This is a genomic window from Pseudomonas sp. URMO17WK12:I12, assembly GCF_000514395.1.
In the GTDB taxonomy this organism is placed as follows: domain Bacteria; phylum Pseudomonadota; class Gammaproteobacteria; order Pseudomonadales; family Pseudomonadaceae; genus Aquipseudomonas; species Aquipseudomonas mucoides.
Map to the genome: position 1 here is coordinate 97,930 of NZ_AZVV01000008.1, position 24,738 is coordinate 122,667.

Sequence of the window (24,738 nt, forward strand, 5' to 3'; positions counted from 1 at the left end):
TATTTTTGTTTGGGCGTGAAGGGAGTGAGTCCCCGAGGTCCCGCAGTCGCGCGACCCTGAAGCAACATGCAGGCAATAGACGAGCAACCATGAATCCCTGGCTGACAAATAATTATCCCAATCACCGAAAACGCCTCTCGCTTTCACCTTCAACGGTTCTGGCCGGCATCCGCCTGCTGGAGTCGCGCGGGATACCGTTGTCCGAGTTGCAGCAACGCTGGAACTTTCCCCTGTCGGCGTTCCGCCAACCCTATCTGCGTTTGCCAGCGTTCCTTTCCCGTCATTTTTGGGTGTGCGCGCGTACGTTAGATAATGACCCTGCCATCGGCCTCGCTGCCGCAAGGCCCGCGGATCTCGGTCAGCTGCTCGGTTTGAACTACCTCATGCAACTGGCACCGACACGCATGGAGGCCCTGCAAACCATGCAACGTTTCTGGCCATTGGTGGCCAGTCACATTGATCTTCGTTTCGAGCAGCAGGGCGACACGCTGCGCTTTGGCCTGCAAGCACCGGCGAAGCTGCGACCGGCTGTGGAGGAGGTGGACTACTGGTGCGCCAGGCAAATTCATCACCTGCGCAGTTGGGTGTGTGCACCGAACCCGATTATCGAAATTCATCTGCGGCGTCCGCGTCCGGTCGATCCCGGGCCCTGGGAGCGGTTAGCGGACAGGCCGGTGTTTTTCTCGGCGCAACGAGACGAAATGCTTTTGGATGTTCAAGCGCTGCATGTCGATCGCCCGGCGGGCCCCTCTAGCGTGCGCCTGGCACTGGAAGAGTCCATGGAGGACTACGCCTGCCAGACCGCCAGGGGCAGCCTGATAGAAATGGCCAGCAGTGCCATGCTGCAGGAGTTGCGCGGTGGACTTAATCTGGAAGACATGGCCGATCGCTTGCACATGACCGCCCGCACCCTGCATCGGGCTTTGCTTCGCGACGGCTGGAATTTCAGCGACCTCATCGATATTCATCGACGCTATCTGGCCCATGACCTGCTGCTGGACAGCACGCTGTCCGTTGCCGAGGTCGCCGATAGTCTGGGGTATAGCGAAGTCAGCAGTTTCACCCGTGCAATCCGTCGCTGGTATGGCACCACGCCCAGCGAACTGCGCGAAGAAAACCCGCGGCTGGGTTAATTTTCGTCAGTTACCGACTCACGCTGATACGGGGCGAGCATCATCCTGCTTGCTCGAGGATGGCGGGCGAATCCCCGGCTGACTTCTGCGGAATTGACCTGACACTTGAAAGAAATGACACCGCTTGTTTATCGCAAGGCGCTATTCGAATCCTGAGCCGTCTGAACCGGTTTGAGGGGAGGGGAGACATGCCGGCGTCAGCAATGCCTGCTGGCGAGTGCGTTGTATGGCGACCAGATCCAGCCTCGACTTCAGAGGATCGGTTCCCACGACAGCCCCCTCGTTGGTGAAGTGCATCAATTGATCAGCGGCCGGATTGTACTGAGGCCAATGCAGTCTGCCTTCGCCATTCGGATTGCCGTTTTTGCCGAATGCGGTCCAATAGGCGCTGGCGAGGTTGCCCATGGCTTTGTCATCGGCCGTGACGGCATTGCCGACCAAGGCACTTGGTAGGTTGAAGGTGGAGGGGATTTCCATCGCATGCAGCGTGCCTTTGCTCTTGCCGCGCAAGCTTTCAGCGAGATACCCGAAGCGATACAGCCAGACCGGCTGACCGGTTTTGGCGACCTCGTCCGCGAGGTGCCTGGCGGGTTCGACCAGGGTTTCGTCGGCCAGGACATCGCTCTTCAATTCTTCCAGCGTCTGCTCGCCAGTGGGGTCGTACACGTGCCTTGCCTCGGAGGCATCGCTACCGAAGCGAACAAACAGTTCGTCCTTGCTGGTGGCAGCGCCGATTCCCAATTCACGATCGGTCGTACCAATCAGTACCGGAACCCTCGCTTGGTGTCCTGCAGCCAACGCCTGCTCCGGTGTCTCAACCACCATTCGCCCATCGAGAATCGAACCGACCACGCCGTTGACGGAGGCATTGTTGGAAAGTCCGGCCAGCACTTGGGGTAACGAAGTGCCTTCCACCAGTGTTTCCGCCGGCACCTCGCGCAGCGCGGCCAATGCTTGCGGGCCGTCACCGTTAATGCCCAATGAGCGGGTGTATTCCTGAGCGCGCTGTTGGGCATCTTCAAGGGAGGTTAATGGCACGGCCGCTGCGCGTGCCGTTGGAATGCCCGGCGATTGCAAAATGGCGCGCTGGAACAATCCTTTCGACATAGGCGAGGTGAGGTGTACCAGGATCGAACCGCCTCCGGCCGATTCGCCAAAAAGGGTGACCTGTTTGGGGTCGCCACCGAATGCGCCAATATTGCGCTGCACCCACTCAAGCGCGGCTCGTTGATCGAGAAAGCCGTAGTTGCCGTGCGGCTCATCGGGGGCCTCGTTTTCTTGCGCGGGGTGGGCGAAAAATCCAAGGCGTCCCATGCGGTAGTTCAAGCTGACGACAATCACGCCCTGTTTTGCCAGGGCATCAGCGGGATAAAGTGAGCTGGCGCCGTGAACTAGCGCGCCGCCGTAAATCCAGACCATGACCGGCAGCGGTTCGCCGGTATTGCTGGCTGGGCGCCAGACGTTTACCGTCAGGCAATCTTCCGACTTGGCCACCTTATCGACCTGCATGCACTCGGGGCCGAACTTGTCGGCGTCTCTCACGCCCTCCCAAGCCTTGGGCGGTTGCGGCGCTCGCCAGCGCAATTCACCGATGGGCGGTGTGGCGTAGGGGATGCCTTTGAAACTGAGCACATCGTCACTCACGACGCCTCTCAACAACCCGGTCTCGGTGTTCACGAGCTCGGGAAACACGGGCATGTCAGTTGCCCCTGTTGCCAGTAGGGGTAGCAAGCCGCCCACCAGCACTGCCGAGACCCAAAATGGAGTTTTCATTTCCTGCCTTTCCTTGATTCAACAACGACTGACGAAATACTGGGCTGCTTCCCATCAGTTGGCACGTCATTACCTGACAAAAACGATACCGGCATGAAGCGGCGACCGTTGTTAATCGAGTTGTTTTCGGTAACTCAGAGGGGTGGTGCCTTTCCATCGTCGGAACGCCCGAATCAAGCTGCTCTTGGAGCTGAACCCCGCGCGGCTGGCGATCTGGTCCAGGGTCAAGTCGGGCATGGCCAGCAGGTTCAGGGATTGAGCCTCTCGGGTTTGATCGAGCAACTGCGCGAAGGTCGTATTTTGTGCAATCAAGGATGACGTCACGCAGTCCACAGGCAGTGCCAGGGTGTTGGCGAGGTGTTGCGCACTGACCTCTTGCCCGAGTATTTCGGCCAGGCCCGCGCGCAGGGCACTCAGCGGCAGAGGGGCGCCAAGCCGGGCCAGGTGCTGCAGGATCGGTTGTTCGACCCGGGCAAGCCAGCGGGCATTGGCACCCGGCAGGGGGCTATCCCAGGTCTCGCGTTTGAAAACCAGTGTCGCGCATTCCTGTCCGAATAGAACCGCAATGCCCAGCTTGAGCCAGGGTGTCGGGTCGGATGGCTGCGGGCGCGGAATTTCAAGGCGCCGCAGAAACTGCGGGGCTTTCAATCCCGATTGGCGTTCGAACAGTTTCACATTGTGATAATTGAAGCAGTCGCGCGCCGCATCGGCTGGCACGCGAACGCCTGTGAGTCGGGTTTCCATTCGCCAGTCACCCGATTCGTCCTGGACCAGCCGCATGCGGGTAACGGTTGTAATCAATGGAAGAAATAGCACGTAACGTCGAACGGCATCGCCAATCGTAGCGCTGGTGTAGAGCGCCAGATCAATGCCGTAGAGGTCGGCGGGGCCAAGGTTTCGGGCCACGCAAAGACCAAAGTTCGCGTCACCACTGAGTTCGACTGCACGAAGCCACAACGGAGTGATATCGGTCAGATCCAGGCGCAACTCATTATCGTGCAGGATGGCCGGGTCGAAACCCAGACCCGTCAGCATGGGTAACGGATCGATGTCGTATTGCGACTTCAGCGTTTTGGCAATGGCACGTGCAATCGAAGCCAGGGTGGTTCTGGCTGCGGTGGCGGGGTTGGTTGGCATGGTTTGCATCGCTTGCGCCTGCTGATAGCGACAAAATTCATGATCAGCATGCCGGGCCGCGTTAGCGTGCGCAATCAGCAATGGATGAGATCAAAGCGCTTGCAGGCTTGATAAAAAAACACCCCAGGCAAAAAGGCGAGGGGCGATATAGAGCAGCGCTCCAGTCGATGATGCTTTTGTCATAGAGCACTCGGGCTCTACAGCGCGTGAAAGCCGGCTCAAGATGCGCTCATTTGCCTGCAGCGGGTGAGTCATTGACTGACAAATAGTTTCCCCGTAACCCGGTCATCGTCTGGCCGCCCTGTGCTTTGTCCACTCCCCAGCGTCCATGACCGGATCGGCAAATACATTTCGGCCGTCTGATCGCGGCGGGGAAACTATTTGTCAGCCAATGACTCATGCACGACCCCTGTTTACTCACATGGTGGCCGCCGAGCATTCGCTTCAGGCGTAGCTCACGCCTGCCATCGGGCAACGCCAAGTGCCCGGTGGATTCGCGAAAGCCTCATCGCCAATAAAAAAATAACAGGTGAGTCAACACATGAAGCATGTCTCAACCATCCGTAGTGCACGCCGTCAAACACCGATTCTTTACCCGCATCTGCTTGCTTTGGGGGTCGCAGTCGGCTGTCAGTCCGCCCATGCCACCACCTGGCAGGTCAACGACGAGTGGGGGCTGACCACCAACACAACGCTCAGTCTGGGGACAAGTTGGGCGCTGCAGAATGCCGACAAATTTCAAATGACGGCTGCCGACGCAGCCAGCATCGGGAAAACCGGCACTGGCGTTAACTACAACGCCGACAACGGCAAGCTCAACTTCAACAAGGGCGACACCATTTCAACGGTGTTCAAGGGGCTGACCGATTTTGATTTGAACGATGGCTCGCAGGGGGCGTTCGTTCGCTTCAAATACTGGTATGACCACGCTCTGGAAACCGGAAATGGCGACTTCGAGAAGTTCAATGACTCCGGCTGGCAGGACCTGGCCCGATTCCAAGGGTTCGAAGTGCTGGATGCGTATGTCTGGAAGGACTTCAACGTGGCCGACCACTCGTTGAACGTCAAAGTCGGCAATCAAGTGTTGAGTTGGGGCGAAGCGCTGTTCATCCAGAACGGTGTGAACGTGATCAACCCCCTGGATGTCTCGGCTTTCAACCGGCCGGGGGTTGAACTCAAGGAAGGGCAGTTGCCCGTCGAGATGGTCAGCTTCAACTTTGACCTGAGCGACTCAGTCAGCCTGGAAGGGTTCTGGCAGTACAACTTCCGTCCTTCTGTATACGATGGCTGCGGCACGTTCTTCAGCATTGCCGACAACCTGCAGGAAGGTTGCCAGAACAATTACTTGATCGCCGGTGGCACCGGTACCACTGCTCAAAGCCTGCAGGACTTCAATCCCGCCGCAGGAGCGGCCAACGCACAGCGCGAACGTTACCTGCAACGCACCTCAACAGACTACCCGAGCGACACTGGCCAGTACGGATTGGCCATGCATTACACCATCGAGTCGCTGCACGACGCCGACCTTGGGTTGTACTACATCAACTACCACAGCCGTACACCGCAGCTTCAGGGGGTTATTGCTCGCCAGGCGCCTGTCGGGGCTAACGTCAACATCAATACCGGCGATTACTCGAACGTTTACCCGGAAGACATCAGGCTGTTCGGCGCGAGCCTGAGCGGCGTCATTGGCACCACCGCCACCTTTGGCGAGCTGAGCTATCGCCCCAACATGCCGCTGGCCTTCAACGGCGCAGACTTCGTCGGGCTGCTGGCCGGTTCCGGGACCACACCGATCATGCCTTTGACCCCAGCCCAATTGGCGGCGGCCCGTGGCTCTGAGGTCGAGGGTTACGCACGCAAACCGATCTGGCAATTCAGCCTCGGTGCGGTTGATACGGTATCCAATGTGATGGGCGCCAATCGTCTGTCGCTGACCGGCGAAATGGGTTTCAACTGGATTGAAAACATCGACGGCGATCGTTTCGGTCGTGCCGGAGGATTCGGTCGCACCTTGCCTGCCACAGGTGTTGCAACGTCTTGTGTCGGCGCTGGGGCAGGGGGCATGAGCGCGGCCCAGGTAGCGCAAATGAACGCCGATTTCTGTAACACCGACGGCATCTACACCGATTTTTCCTGGGGCTATCGCCTGCGTGCGGGCCTTTCCTACGAGCAATTGTTGCCGGCCACCGTCATCACGCCGGCCATCAACTGGCGACACGACGTCGAGGGCTACGGGCCCAACTTCCAGGAAGGTCAACAGGCGCTCGGCCTGACACTGACCTTCGACTATCGCAACGATTACTCGTTGGAGTTCGCTTACAACGAATTCCTCGGTACCAACAAATTTTCCACGATCGATGATCGCGATTTTGCCTCGGTGAACCTCAAGGTGAGCTTCTAATGAAAAACTTCACAAAAACATTACCTCTCGTCATGGCAATGATGGTTGCCTGCACCATGGCGCAGGCCAAGCAGGACGACCCTGGTTTGATTGGCTCGAAACTGACACCCATGGGTTCCGAGAAAGCCGCCAATGCCGACGGCAGTATTCCCGCCTGGACTGGAGGCATCGCCGCCAACGCCGCCATCGTCAGCTCGAACGGTGATTACGCCGATCCATTCGCGGGCGAAAAACCGCTCTATACCGTGACCAAGGACAATGTCAGTCAGTACAAGAACGTTCTGACGCCAGGCCAGGTGGCTATGTTCGGGCGCTTTCCCGACTACCGCATGCCGGTGTATCCCACTCATCGTACCGCCAACCTGCCCAAGACCGATCAGGATGAAGCGAAGGCGAACCTGGGTAAAGTCGAGCTGGCCGACGGCGGCTATGGTCTGAAAAATTACAGTTTCGGCGTTCCTTTTGCCGAGCCCACAGAGCCACTGGAAGTGCTCTGGAACCACCTGACCCGTTACCGTGGTGGTTCCTTCGTACGTGAGATCGCCTCGGCAACCGTTCAGGATCAAGGGCAATCCACGGTCGTGACGTACAATCAGGTCGCCGCTTTTCGCGACCGGATCAAGGACCTTGATCCGCAGGAAAACCTGCTGTTTTTCTATCGTGCCCAAACCCTGACGCCTTCCCGTTACGCTGGCGAAGTCACCTTGATTCACGAACCGATGAACCAGGTGACAGAAGCGCGTGCGGCCTGGCAATACCTGCCGGGGCAACGTCGCGTGCGGCGGGCGCCGACCGTCTCCTATGACAGCAGCGCGCGCTATAGCTTTGGCCAGATCACCAGTGACGGCACCGATGGCTTCAACGGTGCACCGGACCGATATGACTGGAAACTGATCGGCAAACAGGAACTGCTGGTGGGATACAACGCCTACAAACTCAATAGCAAAACCTTGAAATACGCTGACCTGCTCAAGCCCGGTCACCTGAACACGGATCCGTTGCGCTACGAAAAGCACCGCGTGTGGGTAATCGAGGCGACGCTCAAGCCTGACGCGCGCCATGTCTATGGCAAGCGCCGCTTCTATATCGATGAAGACTCCTGGCAGATCCTCGCTTCGGACATGTATGACAGTCGCGGTGAGCTGTGGCGTCTGTTCGAGGCGCACTACGCGATGCTGTACGACGTACAAGTGCCGACCACTGTTGCCGAGACCACCTACGACCTGATTTCGGGCCGCTACGGCGTTTCGCAGATGACCAATGAGGTCAACCAGAAGGTCGCCTATGGCGCGCCGATGGTCAAAGCCGATTTCACGCCGGCGGAAATCAGACGTCTGGGCAAGTGAAAAAACAGCGGGCTTACCCAGGTGAGCCCGCTGTTTTCGATCGCCTGTCGGTAGCGATCCCCGCATCGGGGAGGCAAGTCACTCGGGAGCCGAACAGCAACAGGTCCACGGGCCATGACCACAACCTGATTGGCCTTCCTTCCCAAACCCGAATAACTGCGCTCAGTACCATCCCCGGATCCTTCCTCCGGCACGGCGCCGCGCGCCTTTGCGATTGCTGCTTTATAGACATATGAATCTACAAACCAGGAACAGTAGAAATGAAAGTAGCCAACACTTCGAGAGCGATTCAGTACGCGCTGGTTGCGATAGCCGCGACGTTCTCAGGTCTGCTGTACACCTTTGTGGCGCTCAAACAGGCGGCCCAGGAGGCACGCGAGATCAGCGAGAGGCGTTACCAGTCTTACTTGCTCGCCGATGAGTTGCGCCAGAGTTCCGATGATTTGACGCGTCTGGGCCGCACCTATGTGGTGACGACGAACCCGGAATACGAGCGCGAATATCTGAAGATTCTGGATATTCGCAATGGCAAGGCACCCCGCCCGAAGGAGTATCACCGCATCTACTGGGATTTTGTCGCCGCGGGTAACGAAACGCCTCGCCCTGACGGCGAGGCTGTGGCCTTGGAAACGCTGATGAAACAGGACGGCTTTACGGACAGGGAGTTTGCCAAGCTCAAGGAAGCGCAGGCCAATTCCGACAGCCTGGTACAACTCGAAGTCAAAGCCATGAACGCGGTCAAAGGCAAGTTTGTCGATGCCCAGGGTCAGTACACGGTCAATGGCGAGCCTGATCTCGCACTGGCGCGCAAGCTGGTGCACAGCGAGCAATACCATGCCTTCAAAGCCCAGATCATGAAGCCGGTGGACGAATTCTTCGAGTTGATGGAGCAACGTACTTCGCAAGAAGTACTGCTGGCAAACAACGCGCTGAGCTTTGCACAGAACCTGTTCGTCACCATTTTGCTGATGTTGATCGGTGAGATTGGCCTGCTGGTCTATCTGGGGCGCAAGCAGATCCTTCAACAATTGGGCGGTGCACCGGCCGAGCTCGATCGGGTCCTGAATGAAATTGCCGGCGGCAATCTGGGCGTGTCGATTCCCCAAGCGCCCGATAAAAGTGCCTTGGGTAGCGTACGGGTAATGACCAATAGGTTGCGAGCACTGATTGGAGCGATCACTCAAACCAGCGAGCAGTTGCGGGTTGCGGTGGTCCAGGTGGCCCAGGTGGTTGAAGACACCGCCGTGCGGGCATCTCAACAGCATGAAATGACTGATCTGGTGGCCACTGCGGTACATGAGATGGGCCTGACCGTTCAAGAAATTGCCCGCAATGCCAGTGGTGCGGCCGAAGCTTCTCAAGTGGCAAAAGACGAAGCCCATCAGGCGAGCGGTATCGTCGGTGAGTCTACGGTACACATCGAACGCATGGCGGAGGAAATCGGCATAGCGGACCATTCCGTGGGGGAACTGGCCGATCACGTGTTGTCCATCGATCAGGTGCTGGCGGTGATTCGCGGCATTTCGCAACAGACTAACTTGCTGGCGTTGAATGCGGCTATCGAAGCGGCACGAGCCGGTGAGTCGGGCAGGGGATTTGCGGTGGTGGCGGATGAAGTCCGGACATTGGCGGGGCGCACCCAGAATTCGACGGATGAAATCCAGCACATGATTCAGGGGCTCAAGCTGGGGGCGGAAACCGCCGTCAACTCGATGCGGGCCGGCCAGGCGGCGACGCAAACAGGCGTACAGGCCAGCCAGCGGACCAATCAGTCGCTGGAGGCCATCGCGTCGCAGATTGAGCGGATCAGCGATATGAACAGCCAAGTGGCCACTGCGACGGAAGAGCAGTCATCGGTCACAGAGGAAATCAATCGTAATGTCCAAGGGATTGCCGACCTGGCCCATTCCACATCCAGTGACTCCCATCGTTGCCAGCAGGATTGCCAGACATTGCGACGAGTGTGCGATGAGCTGACGCTACAGATTGGCAATTTCCGTTTGTAGTCGGCAGCTACGGTTCAATAGCACCCAGACGGTACATGCCCGGAAGACTTCCTGGCGGTATCGGGGATTTTAAGGGGTAGCAGGCCAGAGCATTGCCGTGATTAAACAATCGCATTCTCTCGAAGCAGATTTGTGAACGTTTGTATTTTCTTTATGACGCGATTACCTGAAGGTCACATTCGATGATAGGGGATAAAAACAGTGCCTCGGCCGGCAGGACAGAAGACTCCCCAATAGTCCTGGACTTGTCCATGTTCGACGCCATTACCGATGCGTCGCCCAATACAGTTCTGGTCATCGATGAGCGCGGCATCATCCAGGCCGTAAGCCGTTCTTCATTGCAGAACTTCAACTTTGCTCAGATGGAGTTGCTGGGGCAGAACATCTCCCTATTGATACCCGAGGCGTACAACAAAAACCAACCCGGTTACCTGGAGTCTTTTCGCAATGTCGGTGAACACCGGAACATGGGCGGCGGGCGTGAAGTGGTCGGGCAGCGCAAGGATGCTACCTATTTCCCCATGCAATTTAACGTCAATGAGTTCCGATTGGGCGAACAACGTGCCTTCGTCGGCGTTTGCTACGACATCAGCGAGCACCATCGACTCAATAAACGCATTACCCAATTGGCTACTTATGATGATCTGACCGGTTGTATCAATCGCCGTCAATTTGTGGAGATGCTGGAAAAAGCCTTGCTCAGTTGTCAGCAGGCGGAGGGTCGACTGGGGTTGCTTTTTATTGATCTGGACGGTTTCAAACATATCAACGACAGCTATGGCCACGGTGTTGGTGATCGACTGCTCAGAAAGGTAGCCGAACGTTTGCGCGTTGCTCTCAGGGGCACTGACATGCTCGGGCGGGTGGGGGGGGACGAGTTCGTGGCGTTCCTTATGCTCAACGAAGACGACAAGGCCGATCTCATTGCAGAGCGCTTGATCGAAAGCCTCAAAGAACCGTTCAGCATCGATGGCATTCCGTTATTGGCGTCAGCCAGCATCGGAATCAGCATGTTTCCGGAGCATGGCAGCTCGGCTGATAAGTTGATAAACGCCGCAGATATCGCCATGTATCGGGGAAAGGCGGATGGCGGAAGCGGAGTCTGTGTGTTCAGCCAGGAAATGCGCGAGGAGAACGAGCGTAGCTATCGCCTTGTCTCTTGCTTGCGTGATGCGCTTGAACTGGGGCAACTCGAGCTTCACTACCAATTGCAGTTCGATACGCGGACGTATCGGCCTTCGGGTATGGAGGCGTTGTTACGCTGGCGCAATGGAGATGAACTGGTAATGCCTGACCAGTTCATCTCCATTGCCCTGAAGTATCGTCTGATGCCGGCTATTACTCGCTGGGTCATCAACCAGGCCTGCATTGACAACGCCTGGCTTATCGAGCTGGGAGTAACTGGACGTGCCGGTAGCGGTGAATGTCTGTGTTGACTCTTTTGTGGATGAGAACTTTGCCCAAATGGTTGAGCAAATTATCAAGGATACCGGACTACCTTCCGGGAGATTGGTACTGGAAGTTACTGAAGATGTGGCGATGAAAGGGGCGGAGCAGGTGATGCGCAATTCGTTGGCATTACGGAGTGCGGGCATTCATCTGGCCATGGATGACTTTGGGACCGGTTACTCTTCACTGGGACGTCTGCGGAGTTTGCAGTTTCATAAATTGAAGATTGATCGCTCATTTATTGCAATGCTGCCCGGCAGCACGGCCGAACAGGAAATTGTCCGTGCCACGCTCAGCATTGCACGTGCATTAGGCATGGAGGCAATCGCTGAAGGCATTGAAACTCAGGCTCAGTTGGCTTTTCTGCAGGCCGAAGGCTGTAACGAAGGGCAGGGATATTGGTTTGCCAAGCCGATGCCTCTGGAAGCACTCATTACATGGCTCGAGGTAGGGGGCCCAAAGTTTCGAGAGGTACTCTAAATTCAAAAAATAATGAAAAACTACGTCATCCCTGCTCCTGCGTAACACCCTGAACACTGATCCGCACAACCATTCTTCAGCTAAGTCTTTGCTTCTGTTGATTAATCCCGGACAATCGCGCCCCTGTTTCGGCCAGGGCGCTGCCTGTCGGGTTTTTCCGACTCGTCCTGGCCGGGTAGCAACTGACCGGAATGCGGAGATCCCACCGGATGAATGATCAGGCCAATAGCGTCGACAAACGCTATGTAGCGGCGGCACCAGCGACTCTTTCGAGCTGGAATCGTCATGACACCACCTGGATGCTGGGCCTGTTTGGCACGGCCATCGGGGCCGGCACGCTGTTTCTGCCGATCAATGCGGGGCTGGGCGGCTTCTGGCCGTTGCTGGTCCTGGCGGTGCTGGCGTTCCCCATGACTTTCTACGCGCACCGTGGCCTGACCCGCTTCGTGCTGTCCGGACGCGAAGGCGCGGACATCACCGAAGTGGTGGAAGAACACTTTGGCATCAAGGCCGGTGCGCTGATCACCTTGCTGTATTTCTTTGCGATCTTCCCGATCCTGCTGATCTACAGCGTGGCACTGACCAACACCGTGGGCAGTTTCCTTGAGCATCAACTACACATCATGCCGCCCCCGCGCGCGGTGTTGTCGTTCGTGCTGATTCTCGGTCTGCTGGCGGTGGTGCGTTGCGGCGAACAGGCGATCGTCAAGGCCATGAGCCTGATGGTGTATCCGTTCATCGTTGCACTGCTGTTTTTGGCGGTGTTCCTGATCCCGCACTGGAACGGCGGCATTCTGTCCACCGCCAGCACGCTGCCTGAACCGTCGGCGCTGCTGCACACCTTGTGGCTGGCGATTCCGGTGATGGTGTTCTCGTTCAACCACTCGCCGATCATCTCGGCGTTTGCGGTCGACCAGAAGCGTCGTTACGGCGAACACGCCGAAGAGCGCAGCTCGCAGATCCTGTCCCGCGCCCACCTGTTGATGGTGGTGATGGTGCTGTTCTTCGTCTTCAGTTGCGTGCTGACCCTGTCGCCAGCACAACTGGCCGAAGCCAAGGCGCAGAACCTGTCGATCCTGTCGTACCTGGCCAACCACTTCAGCAACCCGACCATCGCCTTCGCGGCGCCGTTGATTGCCTTCGTGGCCATCTCCAAGTCGTTCCTGGGCCACTACATCGGTGCCAGCGAAGGTCTTAAAGGCCTGATCGTCAAAAGCGGCAAGCGCCCGGCACCGAAGACGCTGGACCGCATGACCGCTGCGTTCATGCTGGTGGTGTGCTGGATCGTTGCCACGCTCAACCCGAGCATTCTCGGGATGATTGAAACCCTCGGTGGCCCGGTCATCGCATCGATTCTGTTCCTGATGCCGATGTACGCGATCCGCAAGGTGCCGGCGATGGCGCGTTATCGCGGGCAGGCGTCCAATGTCTTCGTGACGGCGGTGGGCCTGGTGGCGATTACAGCGTTGATCTACTCGCTCACCGCGTGATCGTTCGGCCTGCTCGCGCAGCGCCGGATTGACAGCTACAGTGGCCGCTGCGCGTATTGCGCGCAGCGGTTTTTTTTCGCCTGGAGACACCGGATTGCCCAGCGCCTCACCCCAAAATTTCACTGAACAACCCAATCGCTGGCAGGACCTGCTGGCCGGGTTGTCGATTGCCGGCCTGTTGTTGCCGGAAGCGGTCGCGTATTCAAGTATTGCCGCCGTGGCGCCGCAGGCCGGGGTGATCGCCTTGTTTGCCGGTTTGCTGTGTTACGGGCTGTTCGGCACCAGCCGTTTCGCCATTGTCTCGGCGACATCGTCGTCGGCAGCGGTATTGGCTGCCGCCACCGCGACGCTGGCCAACGGCGATCCGCAACTGCGCTCTGCCCTGGCCATCGGCCTGGTGCTGGTGACTGGCGCGTTCTTCCTGCTGGCCGGGTTGTTCAAGCTGGGCAGCGTGACTTCGTTCATCGCAAAACCGGTGCTGCGTGGCTTTGCCTTTGGCCTGGCGCTGACCATCATTCTCAAGCAAGTCGCCAGTGTGGTCGGGGTGCCCCTGACCAACGGCAATCTGGTGCACTTTCTGCCGCAATTGCTGGAGCAACTGCCGCAATGGAATTGGGTGGCAGCGGGTGTCGCCGCCGTGGCGTTGGCCTTGCTGGTGCTGTGTGCAAGGTTCCGGCGCTTGCCGGGCGGCTTGCTGGTGGTGGTGATTGGCATTGCGGCGAGTCAATGGCTGAACCTGCCGGCGTATGGCGTGAAGCTGATCGGCGTGATCGATCTGAGCCTGGAGGTGCCGAAGCTGCCAGAGTTGCCTTTCACTGACTGGTTGCGCTTGGGTGAATTGGCCTTTGCCATGGTGATGATCCTGTACGCGGAGTCTTACGGCTCGATCAGCGCCTACGCGCTCAAGCACGGCGACCGGATCTCGTCGAATCGCGATTTGCTGGCACTGGGGGCGTCCAACCTGTTGTCCGGGTTGTTTCATGGCATGCCGGCGGGGGCAGGGTACTCGGCAACGTCGGCCAATGAAGCGGCCGGCGCCACGTCGCGATTGGCGGGTGGCGTGGCGGCGCTGGTGGTGTTGCTCATCGTTTTGACCGTGTTGCCCTACATCGCCCTGACCCCGGAGCCTATTCTCGCCGCCATCGTCATCCATGCCCTCGCCCGAGGCCTAAGCCTGCAACCGCTGGGACGCTATTTCATCTGGCGACGCGATCGGTTGCTGGTCATTTGCGCGGTGGCCGCCGTGCTGGTGCTGGGTGTGCTGGACGGGTTGCTGCTGTCGGTGGCGATCAGCGTGGTGTTGATGCTCAAGCAAATGTCGGCAGCGGACATTCAGATCCTCGGGCGCATTGATGGCGGTCACGACTTTGTCGACCTGCACCTTCATCCGACGGCGCAAACAGTGCCAGGGGTTTTGATCGTCCGGCCGGGGGAGGCGTTGTTCTTTGCCAACGTCGAGCGGATTCTGGGCAGCACGTTGCACTTGATCCGTCATTCGCAGACGCCGATTCATTCGGTGGTTCTCAGCCTGGAGGAGTCGCCGGACCTGGATGGCACCAGTATTGAGGCATTGCAGGAATTTTTTGTGCGGGTGCGGGGGGAAGGGAAGCAGCTGGTGCTCGCCCGGCTCAAGGATTCGGCGCAGGCCGCATTGGCGGCGTTGCCGGAAGTGCAGGATACACAGGTGATCCTCAGCGGTTTGAGCGTGGATGGCGCGGTGCAACAAGCCCTCAGGACCAGCGCATAACCCTTGTAGGAGTGTGTAAGGGCATAGCCATCGCAGGCATAAAAAAACGCCGCTCATCTCACGATGGGCGGCGTTTTCTATTGCGTTGCAGCGTTAGGCTTGAACGACCGGAATGTTGGCGTTCGCAGCAGCTTCACGGAACTCGGCGATCTGGTCGAAGGACAGGTAGCGGTAGACATCAGCCGCCATGCTGTCGATCTTGCCAGCGTATTCCATGTACTCCTCGACGGTCGGCAGGCGACCCAGGATGGAAGCCACGGACGCCAGCTCAGCCGAAGCCAGGTAGACGTTCGCGCCGTCACCCAGACGGTTCGGGAAGTTACGGGTCGACGTCGACACCACAGTCGAATTCGGTTCTACGCGAGCCTGGTTACCCATGCACAGCGAGCAGCCCGGCATTTCCATGCGTGCGCCGGCCTTGCCGTAGATGCCGTAGTAGCCTTCTTCGGTCAGCTGGTGAGCGTCCATTTTGGTCGGTGGCGACAGCCACAGACGGGTAGGAAGCTGACCCTTGACCTGATCCAGCAGCTTACCGGCCGCGCGGAAGTGACCGATGTTGGTCATGCACGAACCGATGAACACTTCGTCGATCTTCTCGCCAGCAACGCTGGACAGCAGACGGGCGTCGTCCGGATCGTTTGGCGCGCAGAGCACAGGCTCTTTGATGTCGGCCAGGTCGATTTCGATGATTTCAGCGTATTCGGCGTCAGCATCGGCCACCATCAACTCAGGGTTGGCGATCCAGGCTTCCATCGCTTGAGCACGGCGTTCCAGAGTCCGTGCATCGCCGTAGCCTTCGCCGATCATCCAGCGCAGCAGGGTGATGTTGGAGCTCAGGTACTCGGTGATCGACTCTTTCGACAGCTTGATGGTGCAACCGGCAGCCGAACGTTCGGCCGAGGCGTCGGACAGCTCGAAAGCCTGTTCGATGCTCAGGTTGTCCAGGCCTTCGATTTCCAGGATGCGACCGGAGAAAGCGTTCTTCTTGCCTTTCTTCTCAACGGTCAACAGGCCAGCCTGAATCGCGAAGTAAGGAATGGCGTGAACCAGGTCACGCAGGGTGACGCCCGGTTGCATCTTGCCTTTGAAGCGCACCAGGATCGATTCCGGCATGTCCAGCGGCATAACGCCAGTGGCTGCGGCAAACGCCACCAGGCCGGAACCGGCCGGGAACGAAATGCCCATCGGGAAACGGGTGTGCGAGTCACCACCGGTACCGACGGTGTCCGGCAGCAGCATACGGTTCAGCCAGCTGTGGATGATGCCGTCGCCCGGACGCAGGGAAACGCCGCCGCGGGTCATGATGAAGTCTGGCAGGGTGTGGTGGGTGGTCACGTCGATCGGCTTAGGGTAAGCCGCGGTGTGGCAGAAGGACTGCATCACCAGATCAGCGGAGAAGCCCAGGCACGCCAGGTCTTTCAGTTCGTCACGGGTCATTGGACCGGTGGTGTCCTGGGAGCCGACGGTGGTCATCTTCGGTTCGCAGTAGGTGCCTGGACGCACACCGGCTACGCCGCACGCCTTGCCGACCATTTTCTGCGCCAGGGTGAAGCCCTTGGTGCTTTCGATCGGGGCATCCGGTTTCTTGAACAGGTCGAACGCTGGCAGACCCAGTTCGGCGCGAGCCTTGTCGGTCAGGCCACGGCCGATGATCAGCGGAATACGACCGCCGGCACGGACTTCGTCCAACAGCACCGGGGTCTTCATTTCGAAGGTGGTGATGACTTCGTCGGTACCGTGCTTGCAGACTTTGCCTGCGTGCGGGTACAGGTCGATCACGTCGCCCATGTTGATGTTGGTCACATCAAATTCGATCGGCAGGGCGCCGGCATCTTCCATGGTGTTGTAGAAGATCGGAGCAATTTTGCTGCCGAAGCAGAAACCGCCAGCGCGCTTGTTCGGCACGTAAGGAACGTCGTCGCCGAAGAACCACAGCACCGAGTTGGTCGCGGATTTACGCGACGAACCGGTACCCACTACGTCACCGACGTAGGCGATCGGGAAGCCGCTGTTGCGCATTTCTTCGATCTGCTTCATCGGGCCGATGGAGCCTTGTACGTCCGGCACGATGCCGTCGCGGGCCATTTTCAGCATGGCCAGGGCGTGCAGCGGGATGTCCGGGCGGGACCAGGCGTCCGGAGCAGGGGACAGGTCGTCGGTGTTGGTTTCGCCGGTGACCTTGAACACGCGCAGGCTGATCTTGTCGGCCAGAACAGGGCGGTTTTTGAACCACTCGCCGTCAGCCCAGGATTGCAGCACGCCTTGTGCGTGAACGTTACCGTTCTTGGCGCGTTCAGCGACGTCGTGGAAGGCGTCGAACATCAACAGGGTGTGCTTGAGTTCTTTGGCAGCCACTGGCGCCAGTTCGGCGTCGTCCAGCAGGTTGACCAGGGTCACGATGTTGTAGCCACCCTGCATGGTGCCGAGCAGTTCTACAGCGCGCTTCTTGTCGATCAGGGGGGATTTGGCTTCGCCTTTGGCGAGGGCAGACAGGAAGCCGGCCTTGACATAGGCTGCTTCGTCCACGCCAGGTGGAACGCGATTGGTGATCAGGTCAACGAGGAAAGCTTCTTCGCCAGCCGGAGGATTCTTCAGCAGCTCGATCAGGCCTGCAGTTTGTTCGGCGTTAAGCGGCTGGGGAACGATACCCAGTGCTGCACGCTCTTCGATATGTTTGCGGTAGGCTTCAAGCACAGTTATTACCCTCATCAGTGGTCCCAAATGGGTGTCCGGGACGCTCATCCCGAAATTGCCGTACTCATGCGCTGCGTGGCGTTGTGGGCCACTTAGCCAGAATTACCGACAATTCCTTACAGAAGCTGCTTTCAAAGTTTTACGCCTGCAGAACGGGAGCTGATGAGGGTTGGCGTTGGGCTTTTCCCCGCTGGAAAAACCCTTCGCCAACACCGCTCTGAAGGAACGACTGTGCTCGTGACGCTTTGAAAACAGCTTCTAACGGACATTGGCGCCTTAAAAGGCTGGCTGATTCTACGGCAAAAAAAAATTAAAGGTAAGTTAGCCCCCGAATTTTGAGGGGTGATCAATGTTAGACAAAGGGCTAACATGCCGACCTGTTCTGCTTTCCCGTGTTTTGCCTACCTATGCCCAATCAGACCATCAAGACTCCCTGCGTCGGCCTCTGCTCCACCGTTTACGGTGACCTGGTGTGCCGCGGCTGCAAGCGTTTCCACCACGAAGTGATCAACTGGAATGGTTACAACGAGGAGGAGAAGCGCGCGGTATGGCTGCGTCTTGAGCAATTGCTGTCCCAGGTGATGGCCAGCAAGCTGGAGGTTTTCGATCCCCAGCGCCTGCGCTTGCAACTGGAGCAACGCAAGATTCGCTTCGTGCCGCATCAGTCGGAGTACTGCTGGGCGTATCAGCTGATTGCCCGTGGGGCGCGGGTGATCAATAACCTGGAGGCTTACGGGATGGTGCTGATGCCGGAGTTTCGTGACTGGAACCTGCCGGAATTGCGTGATGCCATTGATCGGGAATTCTTTTTGCTGTCTGAGGCGCATTACCAACGGTACATCGCACCGGGCTTTTTAAAAGACGCCTTCGGCGCCTGAAAGCATCGTCGGAACGCCGCCCGGACCCAGCCCGGCTCCTACAGTCAAGCTCCGGTGCCCACAAAACCCTGTGGGAGCCGGGCTTGTCCGCGATGGCGTCCGACCAGGCGCCACAGATTTCAGTGCTGAGCCAACTCGTCAAGGTGATCCTCAATCTCCTGCGGTTTGAGCACCAACACATCACTTTCCACCGAATCGAGCACCACTTCCGCCGTATTGCCGATCAACGCCCCCGACACCCCCGACCGCGCCACGGTGCCGATCACGGTCACCGCCGCCTGCAGCTTGTGCACCATGAACGGAATCAACACATCCGCCGGACCTTCCTCGATATGCAAATGCGCATCGTCGATGTCGAACTCCGCCTGGAACGCCTTGCATTGTTCGCGATAGCGCGCCTCGATGGTTTCGCTGAGTTGAAACGTCGGGTCGGCCGCCGACAGCATCGGCGATGGATGCGCGCTGATCACGTGCAGATGCGCCTTGGCCAGACTGGCGATGTCATAGCCGTAATCGATGATGGTGTTGTGCAGGTGACGGTGCTCACCGTCGGTGTTGCCCACATCAATGGCGGCCAGAATGACTTTGTCTTTCCAGGAACCGGCCGTTTTCACCAGCAGCACCGGTGTCGGGCATTTACGCAATAATTTCCAGTCGTCCGGGGTCAGCAAAGCTTTTTTCAGCGGGCTGTCCGGGTAATGCTGCTTGATCACCAGCCCGCAGCCTTCGGCTTGCTGCACGTCGATGATGGTTTGGTACAGGCTTTCGTTCCAGGCCTGTTCGGTGGTGACGCTAAAGCCGTCCGCCAACAAGGCTGTCTTGAGCACGCCCAACATAGCGCTATGGTCATGTTTGCGGTCACCGACCAGCAGGTGCAAGTGGGCCCGGGTCACTCTGGCAATCAATTTGGCCCGTTTGAGCGCCAGGCTCTCCGAGTGTTCGGGTTCGAGGACCACCAGGATGCTGCGAATGGCTTGCATGAGCGGGATCTCCATAAACGGCTAAAAAGCACGGCGTTGCACAACTATAGTTCCTGCTCGCCAACCAGGTACTTGATGCATATCAACGGTTGGCGACTGGTGGTCTGGCGGCAGGCCGGTATAATCGGCGCCCTTCGTTTTGACCATTTATCCGTGAGCCCCATGATCCTTCCCGAAATTCACGAGTTCCTCGGCTGCCGCACCCCTGACGGCTGGGTGCAGGCCGCACTGGCTGATCAGGAAACCTTGCTGATCGACCACAAGAACTGCGAATTCAAGGCCGCCAGCACCGCGCTGAGCCTGATTGCTAAGTATCACTCCCACGTCGACCTGATTAACCTGATGTCGCGCCTGGCCCGGGAAGAACTGGTGCACCACGAACAAGTCATGCGCCTGATGAAAAAGCGCAAGATCGAGCTGCGCCAGTTGTCCGCCGGGCGCTACGCCTCGGGCCTGCGCAAAGTGGTGCGCAGCCATGAGCCGGTGAAACTGGTCGATACGCTGGTGGTGGGGGCCTTCATCGAAGCCCGCAGCTGCGAACGTTTCGAGGCGCTGGTGCCGCATCTGGACGAAGAACTGGGCAAGTTCTACTTCGGCCTGCTGAAAAGCGAAGCCCGGCATTTCCAGGGTTACCTGAAGCTGGCTTACCAGTACGGCGACGCCAAGGACATCGCCCACGTGATCGACAAGGTGCGCGCGGCCGAGCAGGAACTGATCGAGTCACCGGACGTGGAATTCCGTTTCCACAGCGGTGTACCGGCTGCGGCCTGACACAACCGGAGAGGCGCTTTAGCAGCTCAAACCCAACCGTTCGTGCCATTCGGCAATGGACTCCTCGGGATAAACCTCGAACTGCTGATCACCCGCGTGCGCCTCAACCTCTACCCACGGTGCTTTTGAACCGAGCATCAAGTGCGTGTGCTCCGGTGGTACCGGCAGCGCAGTGTCGATGGCGGAGGCGAACGGGTGGATCAGCTCCGGCCATTCCGGGCTGAACAGCCACAGTCCCGTCCCGCACAGCGAGCAGAAATGCCGCTCGGCGCTGCTGCTGTGCGCCCGTTTATCGCCTTCGTCCTTCAGGCGCGCATGATAGATCGCGATGTGTTTGCGACCGCGAACCTTGAGGCTTGCGGCCTCACCGCCGAGGTTGATCGCAAACCCGCCACCGCCCTGGGTCTTGCGGCAGATCGAGCAATAGCAACGCTGATAAGGGTAGGGGTGGGCACTGTTCAAACTGAACGACACCGCGCCGCAATGGCAGGAACCTTCGAGTTGCATGGCAACCTCCGACTGGTCTGGGGTTTATCCAGACAGACTAGACCGGCACCAGAATCGCATCCCCCGTCGCCACCAGCTTGAGTTGATCACCGCTCTGGGCAAACAGCTCGGCGCGGGCGAATACCTGTTTCTTGCCGGCCTTCACCACCCGGCCGCGAGCGAAGAACACTTCACCGACAGCGGGCGCCAGGCAGTTGACCGAGAAGTGCGAGGCCAGCACGTTGCCGGCGACCGTGCCAGCAGCAAAACCGCAAGCGGTGTCGAGCAGCGCGCCGATCAGGCCAGCGTGCAGAAAGCCTGCGTATTGCGCCATATCGGTGTCGCGAAAAGCCATGCTCAGCTCGGCTTCGCCGCTGGCGGCATGGGTCACCTCAAAACCGGCCCAGCGGTTGAAGGCTGAGGTTGAGTTGATCTGTTTGAGTGCGTCGAGCATCGCGAATCCCTCCAGTTGAGGCACCAACATGCGCCCGGTCTGGAGGGAAGTCATGGTGGATAAGGGAGGGTGATGGGCCTAGGGAATTGTGGTGAATGGGCTGCCGCCATCGCGAGCAAGCTCGCTCCCACAGGGGATTTTGTGAACGCCCGAGGTCCCCTGTGGGAGCGGGCTTGCCCGCGATGAACGATAACGCGGTCTTGCTGGACGCCCGCGAATGGCCAAGGCAGCATGGGCGCCTCCATCACCGGGGCTGAATCATGCGACGACTACCCTCTCTGGCCGCACTGCGAACCTTCGAATGCGCCGCCCGCCACGCGCATTTCGGCCGGGCCGCCGCCGAGTTGTGCGTCACCGACAGCGCCGTCAGCCATCAAATCCGCCAACTCGAAGAACACCTCGGCGTTTCGCTGTTCATCCGCGAAGGCCGGCAGATTCGCCCGACCATGGCCGCCGGCCGACTGATGCAAAGCTTGCAGCAAGCCTTCGAACTGATCGGCGAGGCCTGCGATGAGCTGCGCGATCCGTCATCCCTGGCGGTGTTGCGCCTGGCCGTTACCGCCGAGCTGGCGCAAAAATGGTTGATGAGCCGCCTCACGGATTTCTATGCGCGCTACCCGCACATCACCCTGCACCTGTACGAACAACCGATTGACGGCACGGCGCCGGGTGAAGACATCGACCTGGCGATTACTTACGGCACCGGTCCGGTGGACAGCAGTGCGTACTTCGTCAGGCCCTTGCCGGCGTTGCAGTTTTTCCCGGTGTGCAGCCCAGGCCTGTTCAATCAGGGCACGCTGAAAACGCCAAAAGATCTGGCGCGGCATTGCCTGTTGCACGACGATCAGGACGGCAAGACCTGGACGGCCTGGCTGACCAGTCATGCCGGTGATCAACGTCCCGAACGGCAGCTGTATTTCGCTCATGCCGGCCTCGCGCTGGAAGCCGCGGCCCAGGGGCAGGGCGTCGCGATGGGCGATAACCTGACGGCGCAGGAAGATTTGCTCAACGGGCGTCTGGTCCGGCCTTTCACCTCGAGCATGACTGCTCTTGGCCAATACGCACTGGTGTGCGAGCGGGTGCGGCTGGAGCGTCCGGCGGTGGCGCAGATGCTGGAGTGGTTCAACGATCAGTTGATCGATTGATGAGTTGAATTCAACTATTCCGAAATAATCATCGTTGGCGAGGACGGCGCCAGCGACCTTAGCCTGTGGTCATTCCAATCCCCGCTGACGAGGTTTGACCATGGCACGTTTGCTCGATTCCACCCCCAAACAAGACGGTTTCCGCTTGCCCGGCGAATTCGAAACCAAGTCCGGTTGCTGGCTCGGCTGGCCGGAGCGCACCGACGTCTGGCGCAACGGTGCCAAGCCCGCGCAGAAAGTCTGGGTGCAAATCGTCACCGCGATTTCCCACAGCGAACCGGTCACTGTTTGCGCCTCGGCCGCGCAATTCGCCACTGCCCGCCGCCAATTGCCGCCGCAAGTGCGCGTGGTGGAAATGACCTGCAACGACACCTGGTTTCGCGACAGCGGGCCATGCTTCGTGGTCAATGACCACAGTGGCGAAGTGCGCGGTGTCGACTTTGAGTTCAACGCTTACGGCGGTCTCGATGGCGGTTTGTACTACCCGTGGGACAAGGACGATCAGATCGCCAGCAAAATCCTCGAAATCGAACGTTTCGACCGCTATCGCGCCCCGCTGATCGCCGAGCTGGGCGGCATCCAGAGTGACGGCCAGGGCAGCATCCTCACCACCGAACAATGCCTGCTCAACCGCAATCGCAACCAGCATCTGGGCAAGGAAGAAGTCACGCGGCGCCTGACCGATTACCTCGGTGCCGAGCAAGTCATCTGGCTGCCACGGGGCTGCAAATTCGACGAAACCGACGGCCATGTCGATGACCTCGCGTGCTTCGTGCGCCCCGGCGAAGTGGTGCTGCAATGGACCGACAACCGCAATGACCCACAATGGGAAATCTATCAGGAGGCCTACGACATCCTGCGCAGCACCCGCGACAGCCGTGGCCGTGAATTGATCGTGCACAAACTGCCGCAACCGGACGTGCTGGAGTGGACTGCTGAAGAAGCCGAGGGCCTGGATCAGCAGGACAGTACACACACGCGTCAGGCCGGGACGCAAATCTGCGCGTCGTACATCAACTACTACGCCGGCAACACCTCGATCGTGGTGCCGCTGTTTGGTGATCGCAACGATCAGGCCGCCATGGCGACCCTGGCCGAACTGTTTCCGCAGCACAAGATCGTCGGCATCGAAAACTCCCGGGAAATCCTCCTTGGCGGCGGCAACGTGGCTTGCATCACCATGCCTCAGTACGCCGCGCCTGCCAGCCACAAAAAGGGGGTATGAACATGGGCCTGCACAAACTGACTCAAGCGTTAATGCTGGTGCTTGCACCCCTGTGTGTGCAGGCCGCCGACACCGCCAAACCGGTGGTCAACCTGTACATCTGGGGCGAGTACCTGGCGCCGGATACGCTGAGCAATTTCGAGAAAAAAACCGGCATTCATGTGGTGGCCGATCACTTTGATTCACTGGAAACCGTCGAAACCAAATTGCTCACCGGGCGCAGCGGCTATGACCTGGTGCTGACCGCCGGGCAGCATCTGTCCAGAGCGATTCAGAGCGGCGCGATCCAGACGCTGGACCGCAAGCAAACGCCGCACTTTCAAGGCGTCGGCGAGGAGTTCCGCCAACACATGGCGGTGTTCGATCCGGGCAACCGCTACGCCGGCATTTATGCCTGGGGCACGACCGGCGTCGGTTACCAGGAAGAAGCGGTGAAGCAGCGCCTGGCCGACGCGCCACGGGACAGTTGGGCGATGCTGTTCGACCCGGCGGTGGTGTCGAAATTTGCCGATTGCGGGGTCAGCCTGCTCAACGATCCCAACGAAGTCTTCGCAGCGGTCATGAAGTACATGGGCCTGGACATCAATCGCCAGAGCCTCGATGACCTGAAACTGGCCGAGCAGCAATTGGCCAAGATCCGGCCGTACATTCGCTACTTCGACAATGACCTGAACATCAGCGACCTGGCCAACGGCAACACCTGCGTGGCGATGTCGTGGAACGGCAACGTGGCCATCGCGGCGGGGCAGGCCGAGGCGGCGAAGAAACCGTTCACGCTGAAGTACCGGATACCCAAGGAAGGCACGTTGATCTGGTTTGACGCCATGGTCATTCCCAAGGATGCACCACACCCCGAGGCGGGGCTGGCGTTGATGGATTACCTGATGACGCCTGAAGTGATTGCGCCGATCACCGACACCATTCACTACGCCAATGCGATTACGGCCGCGGACGGGCTGGTTGATCCGGCGATTCGCGATGATCCGGGGACGTATCCGTCGGCGCAGGTGCGAGCTTCGTTGTATAGCAAGAATGACAATGGAAAGGCGTTTAACAGGGCGTTGATCCGGGCGTTTAGCCGGTTGAAGTCGGGGTTGTGACATGAGGTGGATGTGATTCCGCCATCGCGAGCAAGCTCGG

Annotated in this window: 18 protein-coding genes and 1 pseudogene; 13 read left to right on the forward strand and 6 right to left on the reverse strand. The window is 58.9% G+C overall.

The genetic code is table 11. The annotated features are described in order from the left end of the window. Positions 1-89 precede the first annotated feature (89 nt). Positions 90-1,133 carry an AraC family transcriptional regulator gene (locus D882_RS01000000131025; RefSeq protein ID WP_081743943.1) on the forward strand — a complete coding sequence of 348 codons (1,044 nt, stop codon included), beginning with the start codon at positions 90-92 and terminating at the stop codon, positions 1,131-1,133. A gap of 141 nt (positions 1,134-1,274) precedes the next feature. Here D882_RS01000000131025 and D882_RS01000000131030 read toward each other — a convergent pair whose 3' ends face one another. Both D882_RS01000000131030 and D882_RS0111320 read right to left on the reverse strand, forming a co-directional pair. Then, positions 1,275-2,906 carry a carboxylesterase/lipase family protein gene (locus D882_RS01000000131030; protein ID WP_081743944.1) on the reverse strand — a complete coding sequence of 544 codons (1,632 nt, stop codon included), beginning with the start codon at positions 2,904-2,906 and terminating at the stop codon, positions 1,275-1,277. Positions 2,907-3,017: 111 nt separating this feature from the next. Further along, complete coding sequence (locus tag D882_RS0111320; RefSeq protein ID WP_050590180.1) at positions 3,018-4,052, reverse strand: AraC family transcriptional regulator; 1,035 nt, start codon at positions 4,050-4,052, stop codon at positions 3,018-3,020. Between the two features lie 532 nt (positions 4,053-4,584). Here D882_RS0111320 and D882_RS0111325 point away from each other — a divergent pair. The 7 genes and pseudogenes from D882_RS0111325 (at position 4,585) to D882_RS0111355 (ending at position 14,965) form a co-directional block, all read left to right on the forward strand. Next, complete coding sequence (locus D882_RS0111325; RefSeq protein WP_050590181.1) at positions 4,585-6,447, forward strand: DUF1302 domain-containing protein; 1,863 nt, start codon at positions 4,585-4,587, stop codon at positions 6,445-6,447. Then, positions 6,447-7,793, forward strand: coding sequence for a DUF1329 domain-containing protein (locus tag D882_RS0111330; protein WP_027923344.1), 1,347 nt, complete (start codon positions 6,447-6,449; stop codon positions 7,791-7,793). The genes D882_RS0111325 and D882_RS0111330 overlap by 1 nt, the downstream gene beginning before the upstream one ends. Before the next feature lie 1,181 nt (positions 7,794-8,974). Then, a pseudogene (locus D882_RS1000000133520) lies at positions 8,975-9,799 on the forward strand (methyl-accepting chemotaxis protein); the annotation flags it as partial. A gap of 251 nt (positions 9,800-10,050) precedes the next feature. After that, the gene (locus tag D882_RS0111340) at positions 10,051-11,235 is read left to right on the forward strand and encodes a diguanylate cyclase domain-containing protein (RefSeq protein ID WP_177327607.1); all 1,185 of its coding nucleotides are present in this window, start codon (positions 10,051-10,053) and stop codon (positions 11,233-11,235) included. Continuing rightward, entirely contained in the window at positions 11,207-11,728 is a 522-nt protein-coding gene (locus D882_RS0111345; RefSeq protein ID WP_177327608.1) for an EAL domain-containing protein, read from the forward strand. Before D882_RS0111340 ends, D882_RS0111345 begins: the two co-directional genes overlap by 29 nt. A gap of 209 nt (positions 11,729-11,937) precedes the next feature. Next, positions 11,938-13,218 carry an HAAAP family serine/threonine permease gene (locus D882_RS0111350; protein WP_027923347.1) on the forward strand — a complete coding sequence of 427 codons (1,281 nt, stop codon included), beginning with the start codon at positions 11,938-11,940 and terminating at the stop codon, positions 13,216-13,218. Positions 13,219-13,312: 94 nt separating this feature from the next. After that, positions 13,313-14,965: a SulP family inorganic anion transporter gene (locus tag D882_RS0111355; protein WP_027923348.1), complete on the forward strand. Its 1,653-nt coding sequence runs from the start codon at positions 13,313-13,315 to the stop codon at positions 14,963-14,965. Between the two features lie 93 nt (positions 14,966-15,058). Here D882_RS0111355 and acnB read toward each other — a convergent pair whose 3' ends face one another. Continuing rightward, positions 15,059-17,659, reverse strand: coding sequence for a bifunctional aconitate hydratase 2/2-methylisocitrate dehydratase (gene acnB / locus D882_RS0111360; protein WP_027923349.1), 2,601 nt, complete (start codon positions 17,657-17,659; stop codon positions 15,059-15,061). Between the two features lie 407 nt (positions 17,660-18,066). On the opposite strand from acnB, the gene D882_RS0111365 reads away from it, so the two are divergent. Beyond that, a complete protein-coding gene (locus D882_RS0111365) occupies positions 18,067-18,537 on the forward strand; it encodes a DUF1289 domain-containing protein (RefSeq protein ID WP_027923350.1) in 471 nt (156 codons plus the stop codon). A 119-nt stretch (positions 18,538-18,656) separates the two neighbouring features. On the opposite strand, the gene D882_RS0111370 is transcribed toward D882_RS0111365, so the two are convergent. After that, entirely contained in the window at positions 18,657-19,517 is an 861-nt protein-coding gene (locus D882_RS0111370; protein WP_027923351.1) for a universal stress protein, read from the reverse strand. A 162-nt stretch (positions 19,518-19,679) separates the two neighbouring features. Here D882_RS0111370 and D882_RS0111375 point away from each other — a divergent pair, with 162 nt between their 5' ends. After that, positions 19,680-20,288, forward strand: coding sequence for a tRNA-(ms[2]io[6]A)-hydroxylase (locus D882_RS0111375; protein WP_027923352.1), 609 nt, complete (start codon positions 19,680-19,682; stop codon positions 20,286-20,288). Between the two features lie 18 nt (positions 20,289-20,306). Here the strand turns inward: D882_RS0111375 and D882_RS0111380 are convergent, their stop codons facing one another. Next, entirely contained in the window at positions 20,307-20,795 is a 489-nt protein-coding gene (locus D882_RS0111380; protein WP_027923353.1) for a GFA family protein, read from the reverse strand. A 37-nt stretch (positions 20,796-20,832) separates the two neighbouring features. Beyond that, the gene (locus D882_RS0111385; RefSeq protein WP_228758643.1) at positions 20,833-21,258 is read right to left on the reverse strand and encodes a PaaI family thioesterase; all 426 of its coding nucleotides are present in this window, start codon (positions 21,256-21,258) and stop codon (positions 20,833-20,835) included. A gap of 230 nt (positions 21,259-21,488) precedes the next feature. Here D882_RS0111385 and D882_RS0111390 point away from each other — a divergent pair, with 230 nt between their 5' ends. The 3 genes from D882_RS0111390 (at position 21,489) to D882_RS0111400 (ending at position 24,698) form a co-directional block, all read left to right on the forward strand. After that, positions 21,489-22,373: a LysR substrate-binding domain-containing protein gene (locus D882_RS0111390; RefSeq protein WP_027923355.1), complete on the forward strand. Its 885-nt coding sequence runs from the start codon at positions 21,489-21,491 to the stop codon at positions 22,371-22,373. A 100-nt stretch (positions 22,374-22,473) separates the two neighbouring features. After that, positions 22,474-23,598, forward strand: a complete 1,125-nt coding sequence (gene aguA, locus D882_RS0111395; RefSeq protein ID WP_027923356.1) for an agmatine deiminase — start codon at positions 22,474-22,476, stop codon at positions 23,596-23,598. A 2-nt stretch (positions 23,599-23,600) separates the two neighbouring features. Then, a complete protein-coding gene (locus tag D882_RS0111400; RefSeq protein WP_027923357.1) occupies positions 23,601-24,698 on the forward strand; it encodes an extracellular solute-binding protein in 1,098 nt (365 codons plus the stop codon). The last annotated feature ends 40 nt before the right edge of the window (positions 24,699-24,738 follow it).